At 41.4% G+C, this 19,221-nt stretch carries 21 protein-coding genes; 12 read left to right on the top strand and 9 right to left on the bottom strand.

Going from position 1 to position 19,221, the window contains the following annotated elements; all coding sequences use genetic code 11:
* Positions 1–86 precede the first annotated feature (86 nt).
* Positions 87–545 (bottom strand): YcgN family cysteine cluster protein, encoded by a 459-nt coding sequence (locus MSG66_RS08815; RefSeq protein ID WP_133971095.1) that lies wholly within the window; start codon positions 543–545, stop codon positions 87–89.
* A gap of 193 nt (positions 546–738) precedes the next feature.
* Between MSG66_RS08815 and MSG66_RS08810 the strand changes: the two genes are divergently transcribed.
* From MSG66_RS08810 to ahr, 8 genes are all read left to right on the top strand, one after another.
* Positions 739–897: a DUF1328 domain-containing protein gene (locus MSG66_RS08810; RefSeq protein ID WP_002053759.1), complete on the top strand. Its 159-nt coding sequence runs from the start codon at positions 739–741 to the stop codon at positions 895–897.
* Between the two features lie 172 nt (positions 898–1,069).
* On the top strand, positions 1,070–1,807 hold the full coding sequence (locus MSG66_RS08805; RefSeq protein WP_042895933.1) for a dienelactone hydrolase family protein: 738 nt from the start codon (positions 1,070–1,072) through the stop codon (positions 1,805–1,807).
* Positions 1,808–1,990: 183 nt separating this feature from the next.
* Complete coding sequence (locus MSG66_RS08800; RefSeq protein ID WP_042895935.1) at positions 1,991–2,353, top strand: HIT family protein; 363 nt, start codon at positions 1,991–1,993, stop codon at positions 2,351–2,353.
* Between the two features lie 130 nt (positions 2,354–2,483).
* Entirely contained in the window at positions 2,484–3,518 is a 1,035-nt protein-coding gene (gene mutY / locus MSG66_RS08795) for an A/G-specific adenine glycosylase (protein WP_133971093.1), read from the top strand.
* 47 nt (positions 3,519–3,565) lie between these two features.
* Positions 3,566–4,102 carry a M23 family metallopeptidase gene (locus MSG66_RS08790; protein WP_262473049.1) on the top strand — a complete coding sequence of 179 codons (537 nt, stop codon included), beginning with the start codon at positions 3,566–3,568 and terminating at the stop codon, positions 4,100–4,102.
* 9 nt (positions 4,103–4,111) lie between these two features.
* Entirely contained in the window at positions 4,112–4,357 is a 246-nt protein-coding gene (locus MSG66_RS08785; RefSeq protein ID WP_001287364.1) for a hypothetical protein, read from the top strand.
* A 30-nt stretch (positions 4,358–4,387) separates the two neighbouring features.
* Entirely contained in the window at positions 4,388–4,948 is a 561-nt protein-coding gene (locus tag MSG66_RS08780; protein ID WP_324653685.1) for a DNA-3-methyladenine glycosylase I, read from the top strand.
* A 38-nt stretch (positions 4,949–4,986) separates the two neighbouring features.
* Entirely contained in the window at positions 4,987–6,015 is a 1,029-nt protein-coding gene (ahr, locus tag MSG66_RS08775; RefSeq protein WP_324653683.1) for an NADPH-dependent aldehyde reductase Ahr, read from the top strand.
* A 2-nt stretch (positions 6,016–6,017) separates the two neighbouring features.
* Here the strand turns inward: ahr and MSG66_RS08770 are convergent, their stop codons facing one another.
* Positions 6,018–7,442 (bottom strand): PLP-dependent aminotransferase family protein, encoded by a 1,425-nt coding sequence (locus MSG66_RS08770; RefSeq protein ID WP_324653681.1) that lies wholly within the window; start codon positions 7,440–7,442, stop codon positions 6,018–6,020.
* 90 nt (positions 7,443–7,532) lie between these two features.
* Between MSG66_RS08770 and MSG66_RS08760 the strand changes: the two genes are divergently transcribed.
* The gene (locus MSG66_RS08760; protein ID WP_324653679.1) at positions 7,533–7,907 is read left to right on the top strand and encodes a hypothetical protein; all 375 of its coding nucleotides are present in this window, start codon (positions 7,533–7,535) and stop codon (positions 7,905–7,907) included.
* On the opposite strand, the gene MSG66_RS08755 is transcribed toward MSG66_RS08760, so the two are convergent.
* Positions 7,891–8,793 (bottom strand): LysR family transcriptional regulator, encoded by a 903-nt coding sequence (locus MSG66_RS08755; protein ID WP_133971082.1) that lies wholly within the window; start codon positions 8,791–8,793, stop codon positions 7,891–7,893. The two genes, MSG66_RS08760 and MSG66_RS08755, sit on opposite strands and share 17 nt — an antisense overlap.
* Positions 8,794–8,913: 120 nt before the next feature.
* On the opposite strand from MSG66_RS08755, the gene dkgB reads away from it, so the two are divergent.
* Positions 8,914–9,717 carry a 2,5-didehydrogluconate reductase DkgB gene (dkgB, locus tag MSG66_RS08750; RefSeq protein WP_324653677.1) on the top strand — a complete coding sequence of 268 codons (804 nt, stop codon included), beginning with the start codon at positions 8,914–8,916 and terminating at the stop codon, positions 9,715–9,717.
* A 4-nt stretch (positions 9,718–9,721) separates the two neighbouring features.
* Complete coding sequence (locus MSG66_RS08745) at positions 9,722–10,912, top strand: MFS transporter (protein ID WP_324653676.1); 1,191 nt, start codon at positions 9,722–9,724, stop codon at positions 10,910–10,912.
* A gap of 42 nt (positions 10,913–10,954) precedes the next feature.
* Here the strand turns inward: MSG66_RS08745 and MSG66_RS08740 are convergent, their stop codons facing one another.
* Entirely contained in the window at positions 10,955–11,608 is a 654-nt protein-coding gene (locus tag MSG66_RS08740) for an START domain-containing protein (RefSeq protein ID WP_324653674.1), read from the bottom strand.
* Between the two features lie 50 nt (positions 11,609–11,658).
* Positions 11,659–12,480 (bottom strand): 4-hydroxy-tetrahydrodipicolinate reductase, encoded by an 822-nt coding sequence (gene dapB, locus MSG66_RS08735; RefSeq protein ID WP_017391117.1) that lies wholly within the window; start codon positions 12,478–12,480, stop codon positions 11,659–11,661.
* A 184-nt stretch (positions 12,481–12,664) separates the two neighbouring features.
* Here dapB and MSG66_RS08730 point away from each other — a divergent pair, with 184 nt between their 5' ends.
* Positions 12,665–13,045, top strand: coding sequence for a hypothetical protein (locus MSG66_RS08730; protein WP_324653672.1), 381 nt, complete (start codon positions 12,665–12,667; stop codon positions 13,043–13,045).
* 114 nt (positions 13,046–13,159) lie between these two features.
* Here MSG66_RS08730 and dnaJ read toward each other — a convergent pair whose 3' ends face one another.
* From dnaJ to MSG66_RS08710, 4 genes are all read right to left on the bottom strand, one after another.
* Entirely contained in the window at positions 13,160–14,275 is a 1,116-nt protein-coding gene (gene dnaJ / locus MSG66_RS08725; protein ID WP_324653670.1) for a molecular chaperone DnaJ, read from the bottom strand.
* A 103-nt stretch (positions 14,276–14,378) separates the two neighbouring features.
* A complete protein-coding gene (locus MSG66_RS08720) occupies positions 14,379–14,756 on the bottom strand; it encodes a hypothetical protein (RefSeq protein WP_042895967.1) in 378 nt (125 codons plus the stop codon).
* Positions 14,757–14,895: 139 nt separating this feature from the next.
* Complete coding sequence (locus MSG66_RS08715) at positions 14,896–18,021, bottom strand: efflux RND transporter permease subunit (protein WP_324653667.1); 3,126 nt, start codon at positions 18,019–18,021, stop codon at positions 14,896–14,898.
* Complete coding sequence (locus MSG66_RS08710) at positions 18,018–19,124, bottom strand: efflux RND transporter periplasmic adaptor subunit (RefSeq protein ID WP_324653665.1); 1,107 nt, start codon at positions 19,122–19,124, stop codon at positions 18,018–18,020. The genes MSG66_RS08715 and MSG66_RS08710 overlap by 4 nt, the downstream gene beginning before the upstream one ends.
* Positions 19,125–19,221: the final 97 nt, after the last annotated feature.

The raw sequence follows: 19,221 nt of genomic DNA, 5'->3' as shown, positions 1-19,221 counted from the left end.
TTATATAACGGAGATGAGCAAAAAATTTACAATAAAAGTGTTACTTTATTATACGCTGTAATTAGACCTGTCTTTTGAAGATTCAATTAACGAACCCAACGTACCACATAATCTTCAAGATCATCCTCATGGACATTAACTTCAGAAATACAACGTCCTGCAACTGACTTTTTCGCTTTCACCACACTTTGTCTAGAGCCTGTATTCAAGTAATGCCAAGAAGGTAAATTTTTACCTTCATTCAAACGCTTATAGGCACAACTTGATGGCAACCAGTGAATTGTTTTTAAAGACTCAACCGTTAACTGTAAGCAATCCGGTACTTGTTGCTGACGATTGGAATAGTCCGAACAACCTCCTGTACTGCAATCAAGTAACTTACACGCCACTTTGGTATAAGCCACCTCATGGGTATCTTCATCTTCAAGCTTTACTAGACAACACAAACCGCAACCATCACATAAAGCTTCCCACTCAGCCTGAGTCAGTTGCTCAAGCGTGTAATTTTTCCAAAATAATGGGCGAAGTGAGGTCTCGGTAGACATAAGTTTTCAACGGCTGAATAGATGAAACAATGTGTAAGTATAGCATTGAAGTATGCCGTGCCTAAAAACAAGATAAATTTTTAGAATCACAAAATGATTGTTTAATATACATTTCAACCACATAAACGACACATTCGCTGCAAAAAACACGCTATATAGTAAAACGACAATGAAAAAATAAGGAGAACAACATATGTTCCGTTGGGCGATAATTTTTGCAGTGATTGCACTCATTGCCAGTCTATTAGGGTTTGGTGGTGTTGCAGGACTATCTAAAGACTTTGCCGTGATTTTATTAGTTGTGGCTGTAATTCTAGCTGTAATTGGGTTCATTTCCCGAGGCCGGACTTAAGTTTAAGCATCACCCCATAAAAAGAAGGAACTGGTTTCCTTCTTTTTTATTGCGCTGAAATATTTCTCTTTTTCTTTTGATGTAGATTCTTACATAGTTATTTATATCACTTTTATCTTTTTATGCTTTAATCAAGCGTGTTTAAATCTCTTTAAATTTCAGGATTAAGGTCATGAGTACAGCAATTAAAACCCGTGAAATTCAATATACTGCACCAGATGGCAGCCATTTAATTGGCTACTTTGCGGCTCCAGATAGTGAAACACCTGTTGCGGGTGTGATTGTTGGTCCTGAGTGGTGGGGTCGTAACGAATATACCGAACAACGTGCACGTGAGCTTGCCGAACATGGTTATGCTGCGCTTGCAATTGATATGTACGGCGATAAAAAAGTAACCACGACTGCAGCTCAAGCCTATGAATGGATGATGCAGACATTTGAAAATTTAGACACAGTTACTGATCGTGCCAATGCAGCGCTTCAAACTCTAGCTGCTCAGCCAGAAGTAAATAGTGAAAAACTTGCCGCTATTGGTTTTTGCTATGGTGGTAAAGTCGTGTTAGACCTCGCTCGCTCAGGTGCTCCACTGAAAGCAGTTGCAACATTCCATGGCACATTAACGCCTAAAGCACCTGCTCAAAAAGGCAACATTCAAGGTGAAGTTTTAGTACTACATGGTGAATTAGACAGTATGGTCACCTTAGAAGATGTTGCTAATTTTGAAAAAGAGATGCAAGCTGCTGAGGTTAAACACGAAGTAGTGGTTTTAGAAGGTGCTAAACATGGCTTTAGTAACCCGCTTGCAGATGAAAAAGCTAAAGCGAACGGTGTAGATCTTGGCTACAATAGCGAAGCGGAAAAACAAGGCCTTGCTAAAATGTACGCTTTGTTAGATCGTACTTTAAAATAAAAGAAGCAAATTTGGAGCAAATGTTTTTTCGCATTTGCTCCCTTAAATGTTTATGACTTTGCAATATTTTTACTGTATTTTTTAAACCATACTTCAATAACTATACTCCCGTTGAGCTAGAGCAAAGCCTAGTCTTATTTCCCGCACTCGGGGTTTAATGGAATAACATGAGAGGATACAACAATGACTGACAAGAAATGTCCGTATTGCGAATTTGATGAATATGACATCATTGATAAGAATGAATTTGCTGTAATTTTACCTGATTCTAATCCGTTATCTAAAGGCCACTGTGTGGTAACACCACTGCGCCATGTTCGTTCTTTTTTTGACATCACTTCTAAAGAACATCAAGGCCTGCTTACACTTCTTGAAATTGCGCGCCATGAAACACAGCTTCGCCATCAACCAGCCGGTTTCCATATTAGCTTCAATGATGGTGAAGTGTTTGGACAAAATTCAGATCATTTCCACATTCATGTCATTCCATACTATAAAAACCAACCGTTGAAACTTGACCAACGTTGGGGCATACAAAAGGATTAATCCTTTTTATTATTGAAACAGAGATTGCTCATTATCAGGTAATCTCTGTTTTAACACTCTCTTGTTCATTGTCTGCTTTAATCAAAATTTCAGCTATAATTTAGCCCTCTCTTTTCTTCTTTAGCTGTTCATGCCTGAATTTTCTTTTTCTGATGCCCTTTTAAGCTGGTTCGATCAACATGGTCGTCATGATTTGCCGTGGCAAGTCGTAGATGATCCATATAAAGTCTGGGTTTCTGAAATCATGTTGCAGCAGACTCAGGTAAAAACAGTTCTGCAATACTTTGACCGCTTTATGGAGCGTTTTCCAACAGTAGAAGCCCTAGGCCATGCAACTTGGGATGAAGTAGCTCCTTACTGGGCTGGATTAGGTTATTACGCTCGTGCACGCAATTTGCATAAAGCGGCTGGCCTTGTCACTCAGCAAGGTAAGTTTCCTGAAACACTAGAAGAATGGATTGCCCTACCTGGTATTGGCCCCTCTACCGCAGGCGCGCTGATGTCTTTGGGATTACGTCAGTACGGCGTCATTATGGATGGTAATGTAAAACGTGTATTAGCCCGTTTTTTTGCTATTGAAGATGATTTAAGTAAGCCCCAACATGAACGTGAAATGTGGAAATTAGCAGGGCAACTTTGTCCAACTCAGCGCAACCATGACTACACTCAAGCCATTATGGACTTGGGTGCAACCATCTGTACGCCTAAAAAGCCTCTTTGTTTATATTGCCCAATGCAAGCTCATTGCCAAGCTTACCAGCAAGGTTTAGAACAAGAATTACCTTTTAAGAAACCGAAAAAAACACCGCCTGTTAGAACAGCAGATGTTCTTATCATCCAGTGTGAAGATGAATGGTTCTGGCAACAACGACAATCTCATGGTTTGTGGGGTGGTCTATTCTGTTTACCGATTTTAGAAATTGAACACGAACGTCTTAGCTTAAGTCAGCAATTTAAACTGCAACCTCAAACGCAAAGCTTTCAGATCAGTCATAGTTTCACTCATTTTACATGGCTACTTAATGCTCACACGTTCCACGTGGAACCTGATCAAAAAGAACATCTGGCAATTGAACTCGAAGGACAATGGCTGAGCCCAGAACAAGCTGTTGCCAAGGGCGTTCCAACAGCCATGAAAAAATTGATCTCGACGAGTCGTTCGTGACATAGTGAGCAAAATAATTTTGATATGGCTGTGACAGGGAGTATTTTGTGCGACGATTTGTTTCTCATTTCTCACTTGGTTTTTTAATTCTTCTATTGGCTGCCTGTGCCAGTGCACCTAAAAAACCAGCCCCACTCTCACCAGCTCAAGTCAGCAAGCTTAAAAGTATGCAACTCGCGAATCGACTTCCTGTGCCTGTGAAAGGTGTCGACCGAGATGAGTTAAAAGATACGTGGGGAGCTGCACGCAGTCAGGGCCGTAGTCATGAAGGAATTGATATTTTGGCTCCACGTGGAACCAAAGTGTACAGTGCGACCGAAGGGCTTGTTGCAGATCTGCGCAATAATAATCTCGGTGGTAAAGTCATCTGGATTTTAGGTCCAGCAGGAACATGGCATTATTATGCTCACCTTGATGGTCACAAACGTGGACTAAATGTTGGTGATTATGTCAAAAAAGGTGATCTGATCGGTTATGTCGGCAATACTGGCAATGCACGTTATACTTCACCTCATTTGCATTATGGTCTTTATCTAGATGGTAAAGGGCGTGGTGCTGTTAACCCTTATTCTTATTTACGCTAGGAACATTGTATGTCGGAAGCGCTGATCAATCGCTTAGTAGAGTTTGCCGAGTCAGGCAATCAGCAAAAGATCATTTTAAATGGCAATAGCTATCAAGGCTGGATCATGGAAATCAGCGACGATGCCCTGCTAATCAGTACAGGTTTTTCAGATAAAGTGGGCAAAGACTTTTGGCTAAAGTTTGAAGACTTAACTCAAGCTGAACTGTATTATTGGGATACGCGCCCAAATGAATGGGTGTTATTTAAACTTTAAAATTCTAAGATAAATATAAGGAGCATCATCATGAAAATTCAACGCTGCGGATGGTGCTCCAACGATCCTCTCTATATTGCCTATCACGATGAAGAATGGGGAAAACCAGAACATGATGAAGCACGATTATTTGAAATGCTTTGTCTGGAAGGTCAGCAAGCGGGCTTATCTTGGATTACCGTACTCAAAAAAAGAGAAAGTTACCGTCAGCACTTTTTTAATCATCCGATTACAGAAATTGCTTCATTCACAGATGACTTTTTAGAACTCAAATTATCCGATGCAGGTTTAATTCGCCACTTAGGCAAACTTAAAGCCATTCGTGATAATGCCATTGCTTGGCAAGTACTCAAAGCACAAGTCGGTGATGTCACTACATGGCTTTGGCAATTTGTAGATGCTGCACCAAAGCAAAATGATGTTGAAGATTATCGTCGGGCACCAGCACAAACCGAACTCAGCGTAAAACTTTCCAAAACACTCAAAAAGAATGGCTTCAAATTCGTTGGCCCAACCACCTGTTATGCTTTTATGCAAGCAGTAGGCATGGTCAATGATCATGAAAACAATTGTCAATTTAAAGCTTCATAACCCACCAGAACGGTTCAAATCCGCTTAAGGAGTTTCCGATGAGCAATAATACAATTCAAGCTTATGCCGCTATGCAGGCAGGTGAAAAACTGGTTCCTTACCAATTTGATGCAGGTGAATTACAACCGCATCAGGTTGAAGTCAAAGTTGAATACTGTGGTTTATGCCATTCTGATATTTCTGTTCTAAACAATGAATGGCGTTCAACTGTGTACCCTGTTGTTGCAGGGCATGAAATTATTGGACGAATTGTTGCTTTGGGCTCAGAAGCTAAAGGTCTACAAATTGGACAACGTGTCGGTATTGGCTGGACAGCAGAAAGTTGCCAAGCATGTGATGAATGTATTGGTGGTCAGCAAGTACTGTGTACAGGTGGAAATGTTGCAACAATCGTGGGGCATGCCGGTGGTTTTGCCGATAAAGTACGTGCAGGCTGGCAGTGGATTATTCCCCTTCCCGATGATTTAGACCCAGAAAGTGCAGGTCCTTTACTTTGTGGCGGAATTACCGTTTTTGATCCACTACTCAAACACAAAATTCAGGCAACACACCATGTCGGTGTGATTGGGATTGGCGGTTTAGGTCATATGGCCATTAAGCTACTTAAAGCTTGGGGCTGTGAAATCACAGCATTTAGTTCTAATCCTGATAAAACTGAAGAGCTCAAAGCAATGGGCGCCGACCATGTGGTGAATAGCCGTGACACAGACGCGGTAAAAGCACAAAAAGGTAAATTCGATTTATTGCTCAGTACCGTAAATGTGACTCTAAATTGGCCTGCTTTTATTGCAACACTGGCACCAAACGGAACCTTACATTTCTTAGGCCTTACGCTTGAACCCGTTCCTGTTTCTGTAGGTTCACTTATTGGTGGTGCTAAGTCAATAACAGGCTCCCCTACAGGTTCACCTGCTGCACTGCGTCAACTTTTAAAGTTCGCTGCACGTAAACAAATTGCGCCTCAAATTGAGCTGTTTCCAATGTCACAGCTCAATGAAGCAATTGAACGTTTACACTCAGGTCAAGCACGCTACCGTATTGTGCTTAAAGCAGACTTTGCAGAATAAAACTAATTTACTGTTTTCATCTGTTGCCGTGACCATTCCGCCAAGTCACTAATTGCTTGGCGGACCTCTGCTGTTAATTCATGACCAGCGTTTAAACGAATGAAATGTCGATAACGTTCATCTTCACCAAAAACATGACCTGGAACCACAGTAATTCCTTCAGCTTTTGCAGTGTAATACAGCGCTAAGGTATCTACATTCTTAGGTAACTGTATCCAGAGTGCATAGCCTCCTTCTGGCTGGCTCAATGCAATTGGAAGGCCGTCAAAGGCTCTTAAAATACAGCTGCGGTACTGCTCGACTTGCCGCATTAAATTTGGCCGTAGTTGCTCTAAATGCTCTCGGTAACCACGGCTATAAATAAAATCTGCCAGACCTAATTGTAAGGGCGTATTCACTCCAATATTGCTTGCTAACAGCTCAAGTCTTAAATGCTGTAGTTTTGCACTTAAACAAAACCACCCTACCCGATACGCGCTCGACAGCGACTTAGAAACCGACCCACACCAAATAACATAGCCTTCACGGTCCCAATAGCGAATCGGTAGTGGGCGTTCATTACTGTAACCACACTCACCAAAAATATCGTCTTCAATAATAAAGCACTTATATTTCGCAGCTAATTCAGCAATCTTTTGTTTCTCTACATTGCTAAAACAATATCCCAAAGGGTTTTGATAGTTCGCTGTCATCAGGCAAACCTTCGCCAAACCTTGCTGCATTAAAGACTCTAAGCGTTCAAGATCAATACCACGATGATCTGCTGGAATCTCAACAATCTGTCTTTTTAAACTTGCTAATAACTGTAAATGACCATTATAGGTGGGTGTAGGAATAAGGATACTATCGCCCACTTCAGTGAGCTTCTGAACCACTAAAGACAAAGCAGGCATACAGCCATTGGTAATAAAAATTTCTTCCGGAGCAATGTAAATACCATCTTCACGCCAATGATCAGAAAGTGCTTTTCTTAATTGATCATGCCCTTGTTTATTACAGTAAAGAAAGTCTTGTGGCTGACAATTTTTTAAAGCACGTTGAATAGAACGGCGTAAACCATCCACAGGAATAAAATGAGGCGTCAACTGAATAGAACCCAACGGTACCAGATGACTTTGTAAGGCAGCCTCTTGAATCTGGTTATGCAACTCCAGATTTGAGACTTGTCGAGGTAAAGACAAAAAATCTGGGCTATCAGGAATAGGACTAGATTGAGCACGAGCAACCACGAAATAACCTGATTTCGGCTTTACATAAATGAGTCCCCTTGCCTCAAGCAATTCATAACAACTTTTTGCCGTGCTTAAGCTAATACTGTGCTGACGAGCAAAATCTCGTAAAGAAATAAGCTTCTGATGGGGTTTAAGCTCATCTTGATAAATACGATGAGCTAATTGATTGGCAAGAACCTGATATTGAAAAGTCATTCTGTGCTGCTTTTTTAAAAATTTCTGTATCTGTACTGGTTTATAGAACACCTTTACGCTATAGAAATCAACTCAAAGAGTAGCAAGATAATGAAATTAAACACTATATTATTATTTACTATTGTTTTAGTAGGTTGCCAACCTCAACCAAAAAACGAACAGCACAGACATACGGTTTGCCAAAGTCTGATTGAGGGTTATTTAAAAATGACAAATCAACAAGACTACAAAATGGAGCAACGCACTGATGATGAGACCAGTACGATTTCTCATTATCAATATAAGCGTAATAGCTCAAATGAAGTTGTAATGTTGAACTCGGTTTATTCAAAATTATATTTTAATTGCCGCCAACAGCAAAAAAGCTACTTTCTGGCCCAGCATTCATCAGAAGGACAAATCACTCCAATTTTAGAAGTTCATTTTCCAAGTAATGCTTATGTTAGTTTTAGAGAGCGTTTTTAAAACCATCTTTTAACTGTTCTGCCAAAAACTCAATGAATAAACGGATTCGTTTTGGTAGATGCTCTTGTTGATAATACACAGCATGGATGCTTTGATATTGATGTTCAATTTGATCTTCAAATAATGCAATCAATCGCCCTTCTTGAATATCTTTCCAAATTTCAAATTCAGATAACCGCGCAATGCCATGCCCTCTAATGGTAAGTTGACGTACCGTCTCTCCACTCGATGCTTTAATTTTTGATTGTGCAAAGAAATATTCATCACCGACTTTAATCGGCCAGCTATTAATATAGGCAGGTCTAGTGAATCCAATCAAATCATGTTGTTCGAGTTCCTGTGGTTGTGTGGGTGTGCCTTTAACCGCCAAATAATCCGGACTTGCCACAATATATAAACGGCTTTTGCAAACTAATTTTGCATGAAGACTCGAATCATTAAGTTCCCCAAATCGAAATGCTACATCAGTTTTATGCTGCAATAAGTCAATCACTTGATCATTACTATTTAACTCAATTTCAATATCTGGATAGCACTCACGAAACTTATGCATTAATGGTGCAATCACGTGTAAAACAAAAGGTGTAGCCGAATCAATGCGAATGAGTCCCGCAGTACCCTGATCAGATTTTTGTAGTTCTTCTTCAGCTGCATTCAGCTCATTTAAGATTTTACGAGCCTTTATAAGAAACTGCTGCCCTTCTTGAGTCAATTTCAACTTACGTGTTGTTCGCTCTAACAAGGTGACATCTAACTTAGTCTCTAAGCGTGTTAAAGATCGACTAATCCCTGAAGGTGTTTGTTTTAAATGTTCTGCGGCAGCGACAAACGAACCTGTATCAATAATTGTGATAAAGGCAACAAGTTCTTCAATTGTTGATTTCATGGCTTATTCTATTATTGACTAATCATCAAAGATATTTTGCTTATTCATCTATTTTTTCGCAACAATAATCCGAGCAAAATGCACCTCAAGTTAAACAATTATTTAAATTCAGGTGAATACATGAATATCCCACGTTTTGGCCTAGGAACTTTCCGTCTAAAAGAGCAAGCGGTGATTGATTCTGTTAAAAATGCTTTAGATGTAGGTTACCGTGCAATTGATACGGCTCAAATTTATGACAATGAAGTAGCAATTGGTCAAGCCATTGCCGAAAGCGGTGTATCACGTCAGGACTTATTTCTAACCACAAAAATCTGGGTAGATAATTTTGCTCAAGATAAGTTTATTCCAAGCTTAAAAGAAAGCTTACAAAAGCTTCATAGTGACCATGTCGATTTAACTTTGATTCACTGGCCAGCACCAGATTTAGGTGTTTCGATTCCTGAAATCATGCAGCTTTTACTTGAAGCAAAACAACAAGGCCTTACTAAACAAATTGGTATCTCAAACTTCAATATTGAGCTTACCCAACAAGCAATTGACACAATTGGCGCAGAGCATATTGCAACCAACCAGATTGAACTAAGCCCCTACCTTCAAAACCACAAACTTGTGAACTTCTTACAAGAGAAGAATATTGATGTCACTTCATATATGACGCTTGCGTACGGCAAGGTGCTTCAAGACCCAGTTCTAGCTGAAATTGCAGCAGCTCATCAAGCAACAACAGCGCAAATTGCGCTGGCATGGGCATTGCAACGTGGCTTTGCGGTCATTCCATCTTCGACTAAACGTGAAAACCTGATGAGCAATTTAAAAGCACAGGATATCGAGTTAACTTCGGCTGAAATGCAACTGATTGCCGAACTTGATCGTAACAGTCGTGAAGTTAGCCCAGAGCCATGGGCACCTGTTTGGGACTAAACTCATGAATACTCAATCAAATACGGCGTTTTCGTTATTGGCATTAGCCATTGGTGCCTTTGCCATTGGCACCACTGAATTTTCACCAATGGGATTGTTGCCGAATATCGCGAATGATTTAGGAATTTCAATTCCAACGGCCGGAATGTTAATTACAGGTTATGCACTTGGCGTAATGCTAGGTGCACCTTTCATGACCTTGTGGTTTGGTGGTTTTGCACGACGTAATGCACTTATTTTTCTCATGGCGATCTTTACGGTAGGTAACTTGATAGCGGCGTTTTCACCAAGTTATATGAGCTTATTAGGTGCGCGTCTCATCACCAGCCTTAACCATGGTGCTTTCTTCGGGATTGGCTCTGTTGTAGCAGCAAGCATTGTCCCCACACATAAACAAGCTAGTGCTGTAGCCACCATGTTTATGGGCTTAACCATTGCTAATATTGGTGGTGTGCCTTTGGCAACATGGGTTGGGCAAAATATTGGTTGGCGCATGTCTTTCCTTGCGATCTCCGTGCTTGGCATCATTACCATGCTCGCTTTATGGAAAGCCCTACCACAAGGTATGGTTGCCCAAAAACCAAATGTGAAAGCTGAATTGAAAGTATTAACGCGCATGCCTGTAATACTTGCATTGCTCACTACAGTACTCAGTGCGGGGGCAATGTTTACGCTATATACCTATATTGCGCCAAGTTTGACTGAGTTTACCCATGCTTCACCTACCTTCATTACTTTTATGCTGATGTTAATTGGTGTCGGTTTCTCGATTGGTAACCATTTAGGTGGCCGCTTTGCAGATTTATCTATCAACAAAACCCTAATTGGTTTCTTGGTTCTGTTGATTGTGATGATGGTGACTTTCCCAATTCTTGCACAAAGCCAGATTGGAGCAGCCGTTGCATTAGTGATCTGGGGCGCAGCCACTTTTGCTTTAGTTCCACCTTTGCAAATGCGTGTAATGTCAGTCGCTCACGAAGCACCAGGCCTTGCCTCTTCAGTAAATATTGGTGCGTTTAACCTCGGTAACGCAGTAGGAGCAGCAGCAGGTGCGTTAGTACTCGATTTAGGTTGGGGTTATAGCGCAGTTTCATTTGCTGGTGCTTTACTGGCTGGGTTAGGTTTGTTATTGGTTTTATTCCAAATCAAACGCGAAAGCAGCCCCACTCCCGCCTTGCAACAATGTTCAGATTAATAAAAAAGCGCCTGATTTCAGGCGCTTTTTTATTAAAGTTATTTATTTTAAAATATCTGGTAATTTCGGTTGTTCATAAATCGGACTGGTCACTTCGCGCTTCATTTTCAACAACATCTGGTAAGGTTGCTGTTGAACAAACATATTCACAAAACTTAATGGAATTGCACCCGCAGGGTCCGCATAACCACTGGTGGTTACTTTCACCTTATTGTTTGCAAGCTTCAGGAACGTCCAATCACCTTCATAACGAGTTAAGCGTACTACATCAGGTTGTATCGGATAATTTCCACTAATTGCAGTATTTTTAATCGTTACAACGCCATTTGCGGCCTTACTCATTTTACCTTTTACAACGACATCGCGATCTTTCAAAGGAAACGGAAAATCCAACACCATGTAGAGTGTGAATTCACCTTTTTTCTCATCTTGAGACAACATCTGAACCTTGCCCATATAAGGCACCCACTGATCGGCACGATTTACATCTAAAATCACTGCAACAGCGCGTTCGAGTGGCACATCAAATGTCGTTTCTGCTTTATATTGAAAGACTGGATTATCATTCTTTTGATAAGTCCAGACTTTAATATTATTACGGTCCAAGCTGAGTTTAGCTTTTTCCGTAGAAGCAGCCCCCGTCCAGAGGCTGCTCAAGCAAAGAAGAGTGGTCAAGGCAATTTGTTTTTTATTCATGTTCTGCTCTATCTTTTTTTTCTCGCTACACATGGAATACGGACAGGGTTTTAAACCTGTACGTCGTTCAATCCTAAAACATCTTTCATGTCATATTTACGCGCTTCACGGCCCACAACCCATGCCGCAGCTCGCACTGCGCCAGCAGCAAAGTTCATACGGTTAGTCGCTTTATGAGTCACTTCAACGCGCTCACCTTCACCAATGAACATAACAGTGTGTTCGCCAACAATATCACCCCCACGAATGGTTTCGAAACCAATCGTTTGACGGTCACGTGGGCCTGTATGTCCTTCACGTCCATAAACAGCAACTTCTTTTAAGTTACGGCCTAAAGTATCTGCAATCGCTTCACCCATCATTAACGCTGTACCTGATGGCGCATCTACTTTATGACGGTGATGAGCTTCAATCACTTCAATATCTACTGTATCGCCAAATACTTTTGCTGCAAGCTCAAGTAACTTGATTGATACATTTACACCTACTGAATAGTTCGCAGCGTAAACCACAGGTGTATGAGTGGCAACTTCGTCTAACTCAGCTTTTTGCTCATCTGACATACCCGTTGTGCCAATGACCATGGCAACCCCAGCTTCACGGCAAAGCTTCAAATGCTGAGCAGTCGCAACTGGCGCAGTAAAATCAATGATTACATCGCAGTCTTTCAGAACATCTGCCAAACTTCCTGAAACCTTCACACCCACTGAACCAATACCAGCAAGCTCACCTGCGTCAGTGCCGACCAAACTACTTTCTGGACGCTCTACCGCAGCAGCCAATTGATAGCCTGCCTGTTGAACTGCTTGAATAAGCGTACGGCCCATACGACCGCCTGCACCTAAAACACCAATGCGTGGAGCTGCTGACATAATCCTTCTCAATCTTCTGTTTTACGTAATTTGTCTACTATATCAAAACTCTTTGCTCACGATAAAAAGTAAAAATTATTTTTTGAAATGAGCTGAAATTTAATCTGTTTTCACAAAAGTTAAAGAATTGATCGGCACACTACTCAGCCACGAATGAAAAAAAGATGACTATAAGGAGTTCAGCATGCATTCGAGAGTTATTGGCTTTACAGTGATAATGGGGATTATGAGTTCAATGGCATTTGCAGAACCTGCAATTCAGCCAGGGGACACATTAGAGAGCTTATCTAAAGCGCGTATTACGACTAACGTAAATATTCAAACAGCAACGCCTACAGCTCAAACGAGCGTAGCAAGCGAGGCTAATACTGACGTTAAAGTTGAAGATATTGACCCGATCATTGAAGAAAAAACAGCTGAAACTCCCAAAGTAACCATACAACCACTTACTCAAGCCGGTGTAGAAGCTGCGGCAGTCTCAATTATCGAAAATACACCTACTCTTGCTTCTAGTGAACCGACTATAAGTGTTGATGATATTGATGTTGCTCACCCTACAGAGTAAGCAGAAGTAATTTTCTTTTAAGCAGAATAAAAATAATAAGATGAATCAGCGCAATAAAAAGGCGGATATTTTATCAATATCCGCCTTCTTTTTAATTTCTTATCTAATCAAGTATTAATCGAACAAACGATCAAAGAATGATTTTTTCTTTGGAGAAGAAGCACTGTCTTCGCCATCAAAAGAAGCTTGCAACTCTTTAAGTAATTCACGTTGGCGAGCATTCAAGTTCACAGGCGTTTCTATCACAATACGGCAAAGCAAATCACCCACCATACTGCTACGAACTGGACGAACACCTTTACCACGTAAACGGAATAATTTGCCTGTTTGAGTTCCCTCAGGAATCTTCAAGCTAACGCGACCTTCCAATGTTGGAATTTCAATTTCTTTACCAAGTGCAGCATCAGCAATGCTCACTGGCACATCCATATAAAGATCAGCACCATCACGTTGGAAAATTTCGTGTTCGCGAACAACCACTTCAACGTACAAGTCACCTGATTGGCCATCACGAATTGCTTCGCCTTTACCGCTCAAACGAACGCGATCACCATTATCTACACCCGCTGGAATGGTAACTTCCAACGTTTGCTGGCGATCAGCTACACCTGAACCATGACATGCCTGACAAGGGTTTTTAATAATTTTACCTTGACCACGACAAGTACCACATGTTTGTTGTACTGAGAAGAAACCTTGCTGCATACGTACTTGTCCTGAACCATGACAAGTTTTACAGGTTTCAACATCTTTTGGATTTTTTGAACCTTTACCATCACACATATCACATGGTGCTGGAGCAGTAAAAGTAATGGTTTTTTTCACCCCTTTTACAGCTTCTTCAAGGGTAAGTTCCATTACATAGCGTAAATCTGATCCGCGACGTTGACGTTGTTGACGTCCACCGCCACCGAATGCGCCACCGAAGATATCACCGAACTGGCTAAAAATGTCTTCTGCACTAAATCCGCCAAAGCCACCACCGCCGCCGCCACCAAAGCCACCTTCGAACGCATTATGTCCCATGCGATCGTACATGCTTCGCTTTTCGCTGTCCGATAAAACTTCATAAGCTTCAGCAGCTTCTTTAAATTTCTCTTCAGCTTCGGCATTGTCAGGGTTTCTATCAGGATGATATTTCATCGCCAATTTACGGTAGGCTTTTTTGATCTCATCATCACTTGCGGTTTTTGAAACGCCTAAAACCTCATAATAATCACGTTTAGCCATTTTTGGCGGTGCTCCTCACGGAATTTTATCAATACTCTATTGCCGACTAAATGGGGGGCTTTAGCCGAATTTACAAGGGGAAAATGTTTAAAAAATAGATATATTAAAAAACTGCCTTATTTTTTAAATATTTAGACAAGCCTTTTAACCATGCATTTAATAGGAATAACCACGCAATGGCGCTAAAAACTACACCAGCAACAGTAGAGGCGGTTACCCAAAGGTTACTGTCCCATGCAAAAAAGAACAGCGGAATAAACCAGACCACAGCAAAAATTGCCATACAAAGAAATAGAATTCCGTTGCGCATAATCCATAGCGCATGTGCATGAATCCAGACTTCTGCATTATCTACAACAGCCACTTTACGCGCAACCAAATAAGCAAACGCCGCAAAAATAACCGTAAATAATGCAAGAAACATGAATACATAAGAAATTACAATATAACGGCGATGCTGTTGGATATGGTCTTGCCCCATCTGTATTTCACCTCAATTCACTGCATTTTGCCTATTTTTTATGCAGTGAAATAATCCTGTATTTTTTGTGTAAAGACAGGTGCTACTATATTGGAGTTTTCAATATTTCGCACCTTTATTCACAAAAAATTTATGTATTTTATGCGGTTTTTTTCACCTTAAACCACGCTGCGTAGAGCGCAGGTAAGAAAAATAATGTCAGTAAGGTGGCAACAATCAAGCCGCCCATGATCGCAACTGCCATCGGACCAAAGAAAATACTCCTTGAAAGTGGGATCATTGCTAAAACGGCAGCCAAGGCAGTCAAAATAATCGGACGGAATCGACGTACTGTCGCCTCAATAATCGCTTCCCATGTTGGATGACCTGCCTGCCTGTCTTGTTCAATTTGATCAATCAAAATAAGCGAGTTACGCATGATCATGCCAGAGAGCGCAATTGTGCCCAACATAGCCACAAAACCGAATGGTTTGTTAAATAGAAGTAAGAATAAAACCACACCAATCAAACCCAGCGGAGCTGTTAATAACACAATGGTCGCGCGAGATAAGCTTTTGAGCTGAATCATCAGTAATGTCATGACAACCGCTAAAAACAGTGGCATACCCGCATTAACAGAGTTTTGCCCACGTGCAGACTCTTCTACCGTTCCACCAACTTCAACAAGATAGCCACTTGGTAATTCAGCACGTAACTTATCCATTGATTCAGCTAACTCACCAACCACTGTAGCTGGCTGCAATTGAGTCCGAATATCTGCACGAACAGTAATGGTTGGTAAGCGGTTACGATGCCAGATTAAGCCATCTTCAAACTTATATTCAATTTTAGCAATCTGGGCTAAAGGCACAGTCGTTCTATTGGTCGTTGGTACGGCTAAGCTTGCCAGTGAAGCTACTTCAACTCGCTCTGCCTGATCACCACGTAAACGGATTTCAATGAGTTCACGCTTTTCACGATATTGCTCAATCGCACTACCTGTAATTGATGCATTAATGAAGTTCGCCAAATCCAGACTAGAGACACCCATTTGTCGAGCACGATCTTGGTCAATTTGAATTGAAATAATCTTACTCGGCTCACCCCAATCTAAATGTACATTGGTCGTATTCGGGTTTTCGCTCATCAGTTTAGCGACTTTCTGTGCCTCTTGACGTACCAGATTTTGATCTTCACCCGACACACGATATTGCAATGGATAACCAACAGGTGGTCCATTTTCCAGTAATGACACGCGAGTACGAACTTGCGGAAGTAATTGCTTAATTTGTGTTTCTAACGAGCGACGAATTTCATCACGATCATCAAGTGATGATGCGAGTACAACAAACTGCGCAAAGCTGGCTTGTGGCAGTTGCTGGTCTAATGGTAAATAAAAACGTGGTGAACCTGTACCGACATAGGCCACATAGTTATCAATACCTTTTTGTTTAGACAGGAATTTTTCAACCTTTTTCACAGCTTGTTCTGTCGCTGTTAAAGAAGCACCTTCTTCAAGTTTTAAATCGACTAAAATCTCGGCACGGTTTGAAGGTGGGAAAAACTGCTGAGGAACTATCTTAAACATCAGCACAGATAGCACAAAAATACCTACCGTTGTCGCAATCACGGTTTTACGATAGGTCACACAAAATTCGACCATCTTTCTAAAACGTAAATAGAAGCTAGATTGATAAGGATCGTAGTGATGGTCCTGTGAAATGGCTACAGTTTGCGGTTGCGGTTTCTTAGTTAATCTTGCCCATAAACGGACATACCAAGGGGCCTGATGACCTGTTTTGGTAAAATCTGGTAATAGCTTTTCACCTAAATAAGGTACGAATAAAACTGCTGCAACCCAGGATACAAGCAAAGCAATTGTCACCACCTGAAAGATAGAACGAGTGTATTCACCTGTACCAGACTGAGCTGTCGCGATAGGTAAGAAACCAGCCGCGGTAATCAGTGTTCCAGTGAGCATCGGAAATGCTGTTGTTTTCCACGCAAATCCGGCGGCTTTAATCCGGCTATAACCCTGCTCCATCTTAATTGCCATCATCTCGACGGCAATAATGGCGTCATCGACTAACAAACCTAGAGCCAAGATCAGAGCACCCAGTGAAATCTTATGCAGGCCGACATCGAATAGACTCATACCTGCAAAAGTCATTGCTAAAACTAGAGGAATAGAAAAAGCGACAACTAATCCCGTGCGGAAACCTAAAGAGAAAAAACTCACCAACAAGACAATAATAACTGCTTCAGCAAGTACCTTTATAAACTCTTGAATACTGCGTTGTACTGCGACAGGTTGGTCAGAAACTTTTTGCAGCTTCATGCCTAAAGGCAAAGTTTTTTGCAGTTGAGCAAATTCTGTGTCGAGATTTTTACCCAAGGCAATAATGTCACCACCCTTACGCATCGATAAAGCAATACCAATGCCATTCTCACCCATGAAACGCATACGTGGCTGAGCAGGTTGACTAAAACCACGGTAGACATCGGCGACATCACCAAGCTGGATGGTTTTATCACCTACCAGCAAAGGCATTTTCTTAATTTCATCAACGTTTTGTAAATGACCACTTACCCGAATCTGAATACGGTCTGTGCCTGTTTCAAAAAAGCCAGCACTTGCCATACTATTTTGTTTCTGTAAGGCATCTTGAATAGCAGTCACTGGAATACCAAGCTGTACCGCTTTGGTATTAGAAATCTCAATCCAGATTTTTTGATCTTGCAGACCAATTAATTCGACCTTACTGACATCCTTGACGCGTTGAAGCTGTAATTGCAAACGATCTGCATATTCTTTTAGAAGCGCATAGTCAAAGTCTTTGCCTGTCAGTACATAAATATTGCCGTAAGTGTCTCCAAATTCGTCATTGAAAAATGGACCTTGTACGCCGTTTGGTAGTTCATGGCGTATGTCATTCACCTTCTTACGAACGTTGTACCAAACATCGGGAATCTTGTCAGAAGTAAGTGAATCCTTGGCCACAAAAGTGACTAATGACTCGCCTGGACGGGAGTAAGCCATAATCTTGTCATACTGCCCTGTTGTCATGAGTTCCTTTTCGATACGGTCCGTAACTAAAGTAGAAACTTCTTTGGCAGTCGCTCCAGGCCAGTAGGTCTGTACCACCATGACCTTAAAGGTAAATGGTGGATCTTCACTTTGTGATAATTTTGAATAAGAGATCGCACCGATAATGCCAAGCAACAGCATAAAATAAAGGACGATGCCTTTATTATTTAATGCCCATTCCGAAAGGTTGAATTTCATGGCTGGGTTGCTCCCTGAATTTTCACCCCACGGTTTTCACGATCAATCGGATGAATCTTCTGTTTATCACGTAGCAAATGTACGCCGCCAATCACAACCCAATCATTTGGAGCCAAACCAGATAACACTGGTACGCTGTCTTTTCCATATGCACCAATCGTTACAGGTACTTTACGCAATGTCTGATTCGCATTAACGACCCATACGTAAGGCTGATTATCTGTTGCTGAAACACTCGACAGTGGCACACTCATCACATTGGTTTGAGTAGAGCTAAAAAATACGCGTGCGCTTTGTCCAAGCTGAATAACAGATTGACCTTCTTTGAGTGCAACCTTGACCGTAAATGTACGAGACTGATCAGCCGCTGGGGAAACTTCGCGCACATATCCAGCAAATCGGTCATTCGGTTTAGACCATAAAGTGACCCATGCTGCCTGCCCCACTTTGATCTCGGCAACCGCTTGTTCTGGCACGCCAATGACAACTTCACGCTCTCCATCAATTGCCAGCTGATAAGCCGCTTGGCCCGCTGCCACCACTTGTCCAATTTCAATGTTTCGCGCAGTAATCACCCCGTTTTTATTAGAAACGAGTTGGTTATATCCTGTCTGGTTAGCAGAAACTTCATAGTTAGAACGAGCTTGCTGTAGAGCCGCTTGCGCCGAGTCATATTGATTTTTTACTGTGTCATATTGCGAACGGCTAACCGCATTTATTGGTAATAATTGCTGAAAACGTTTTAACTCATCTGATGCTGTTTTTGCTGAAGCCTGTGCATTGTCCAGTTGTGCCTTAGCTGCATTTAATTGTAGCTGAGCATCAGCCACATCAAGCTTTGCTAAAACCTGCCCAACTTTAACTCGATCACCGACATCAACGTAACGTGCCGTAACCTGTCCACCTACACGAAATGCCAAAGCTGTTTGTTGTCTGGCTTGTACATCGCCTGCATAGCTTTTTTGTTCATTGAGGGTAGTCAAAGGTTGAGCCACCATCACATAGGGTATTTCTTCTGTTTTTGGGGCTTCTTTACTACACCCCATTAATGTGACCGTACAAACAATCACCATACTCATGATGAGAGGTTTTAACAGATTCATATCTTATCGCTCTTATTCAAACTGATTTTTTAAGGCACAATATGCTTGCATCATAAATTGTTTATTTTTTAATTAATATACTCATGGGTACATTAAT

Source organism: Acinetobacter sp. IK31 (assembly GCF_035615195.1).
In the GTDB taxonomy this organism is placed as follows: domain Bacteria; phylum Pseudomonadota; class Gammaproteobacteria; order Pseudomonadales; family Moraxellaceae; genus Acinetobacter; species Acinetobacter calcoaceticus_C.
The sequence above is the reverse complement of the archived record's forward strand: the minus strand, read 5'-3'. Positions and strand labels throughout refer to the sequence as shown.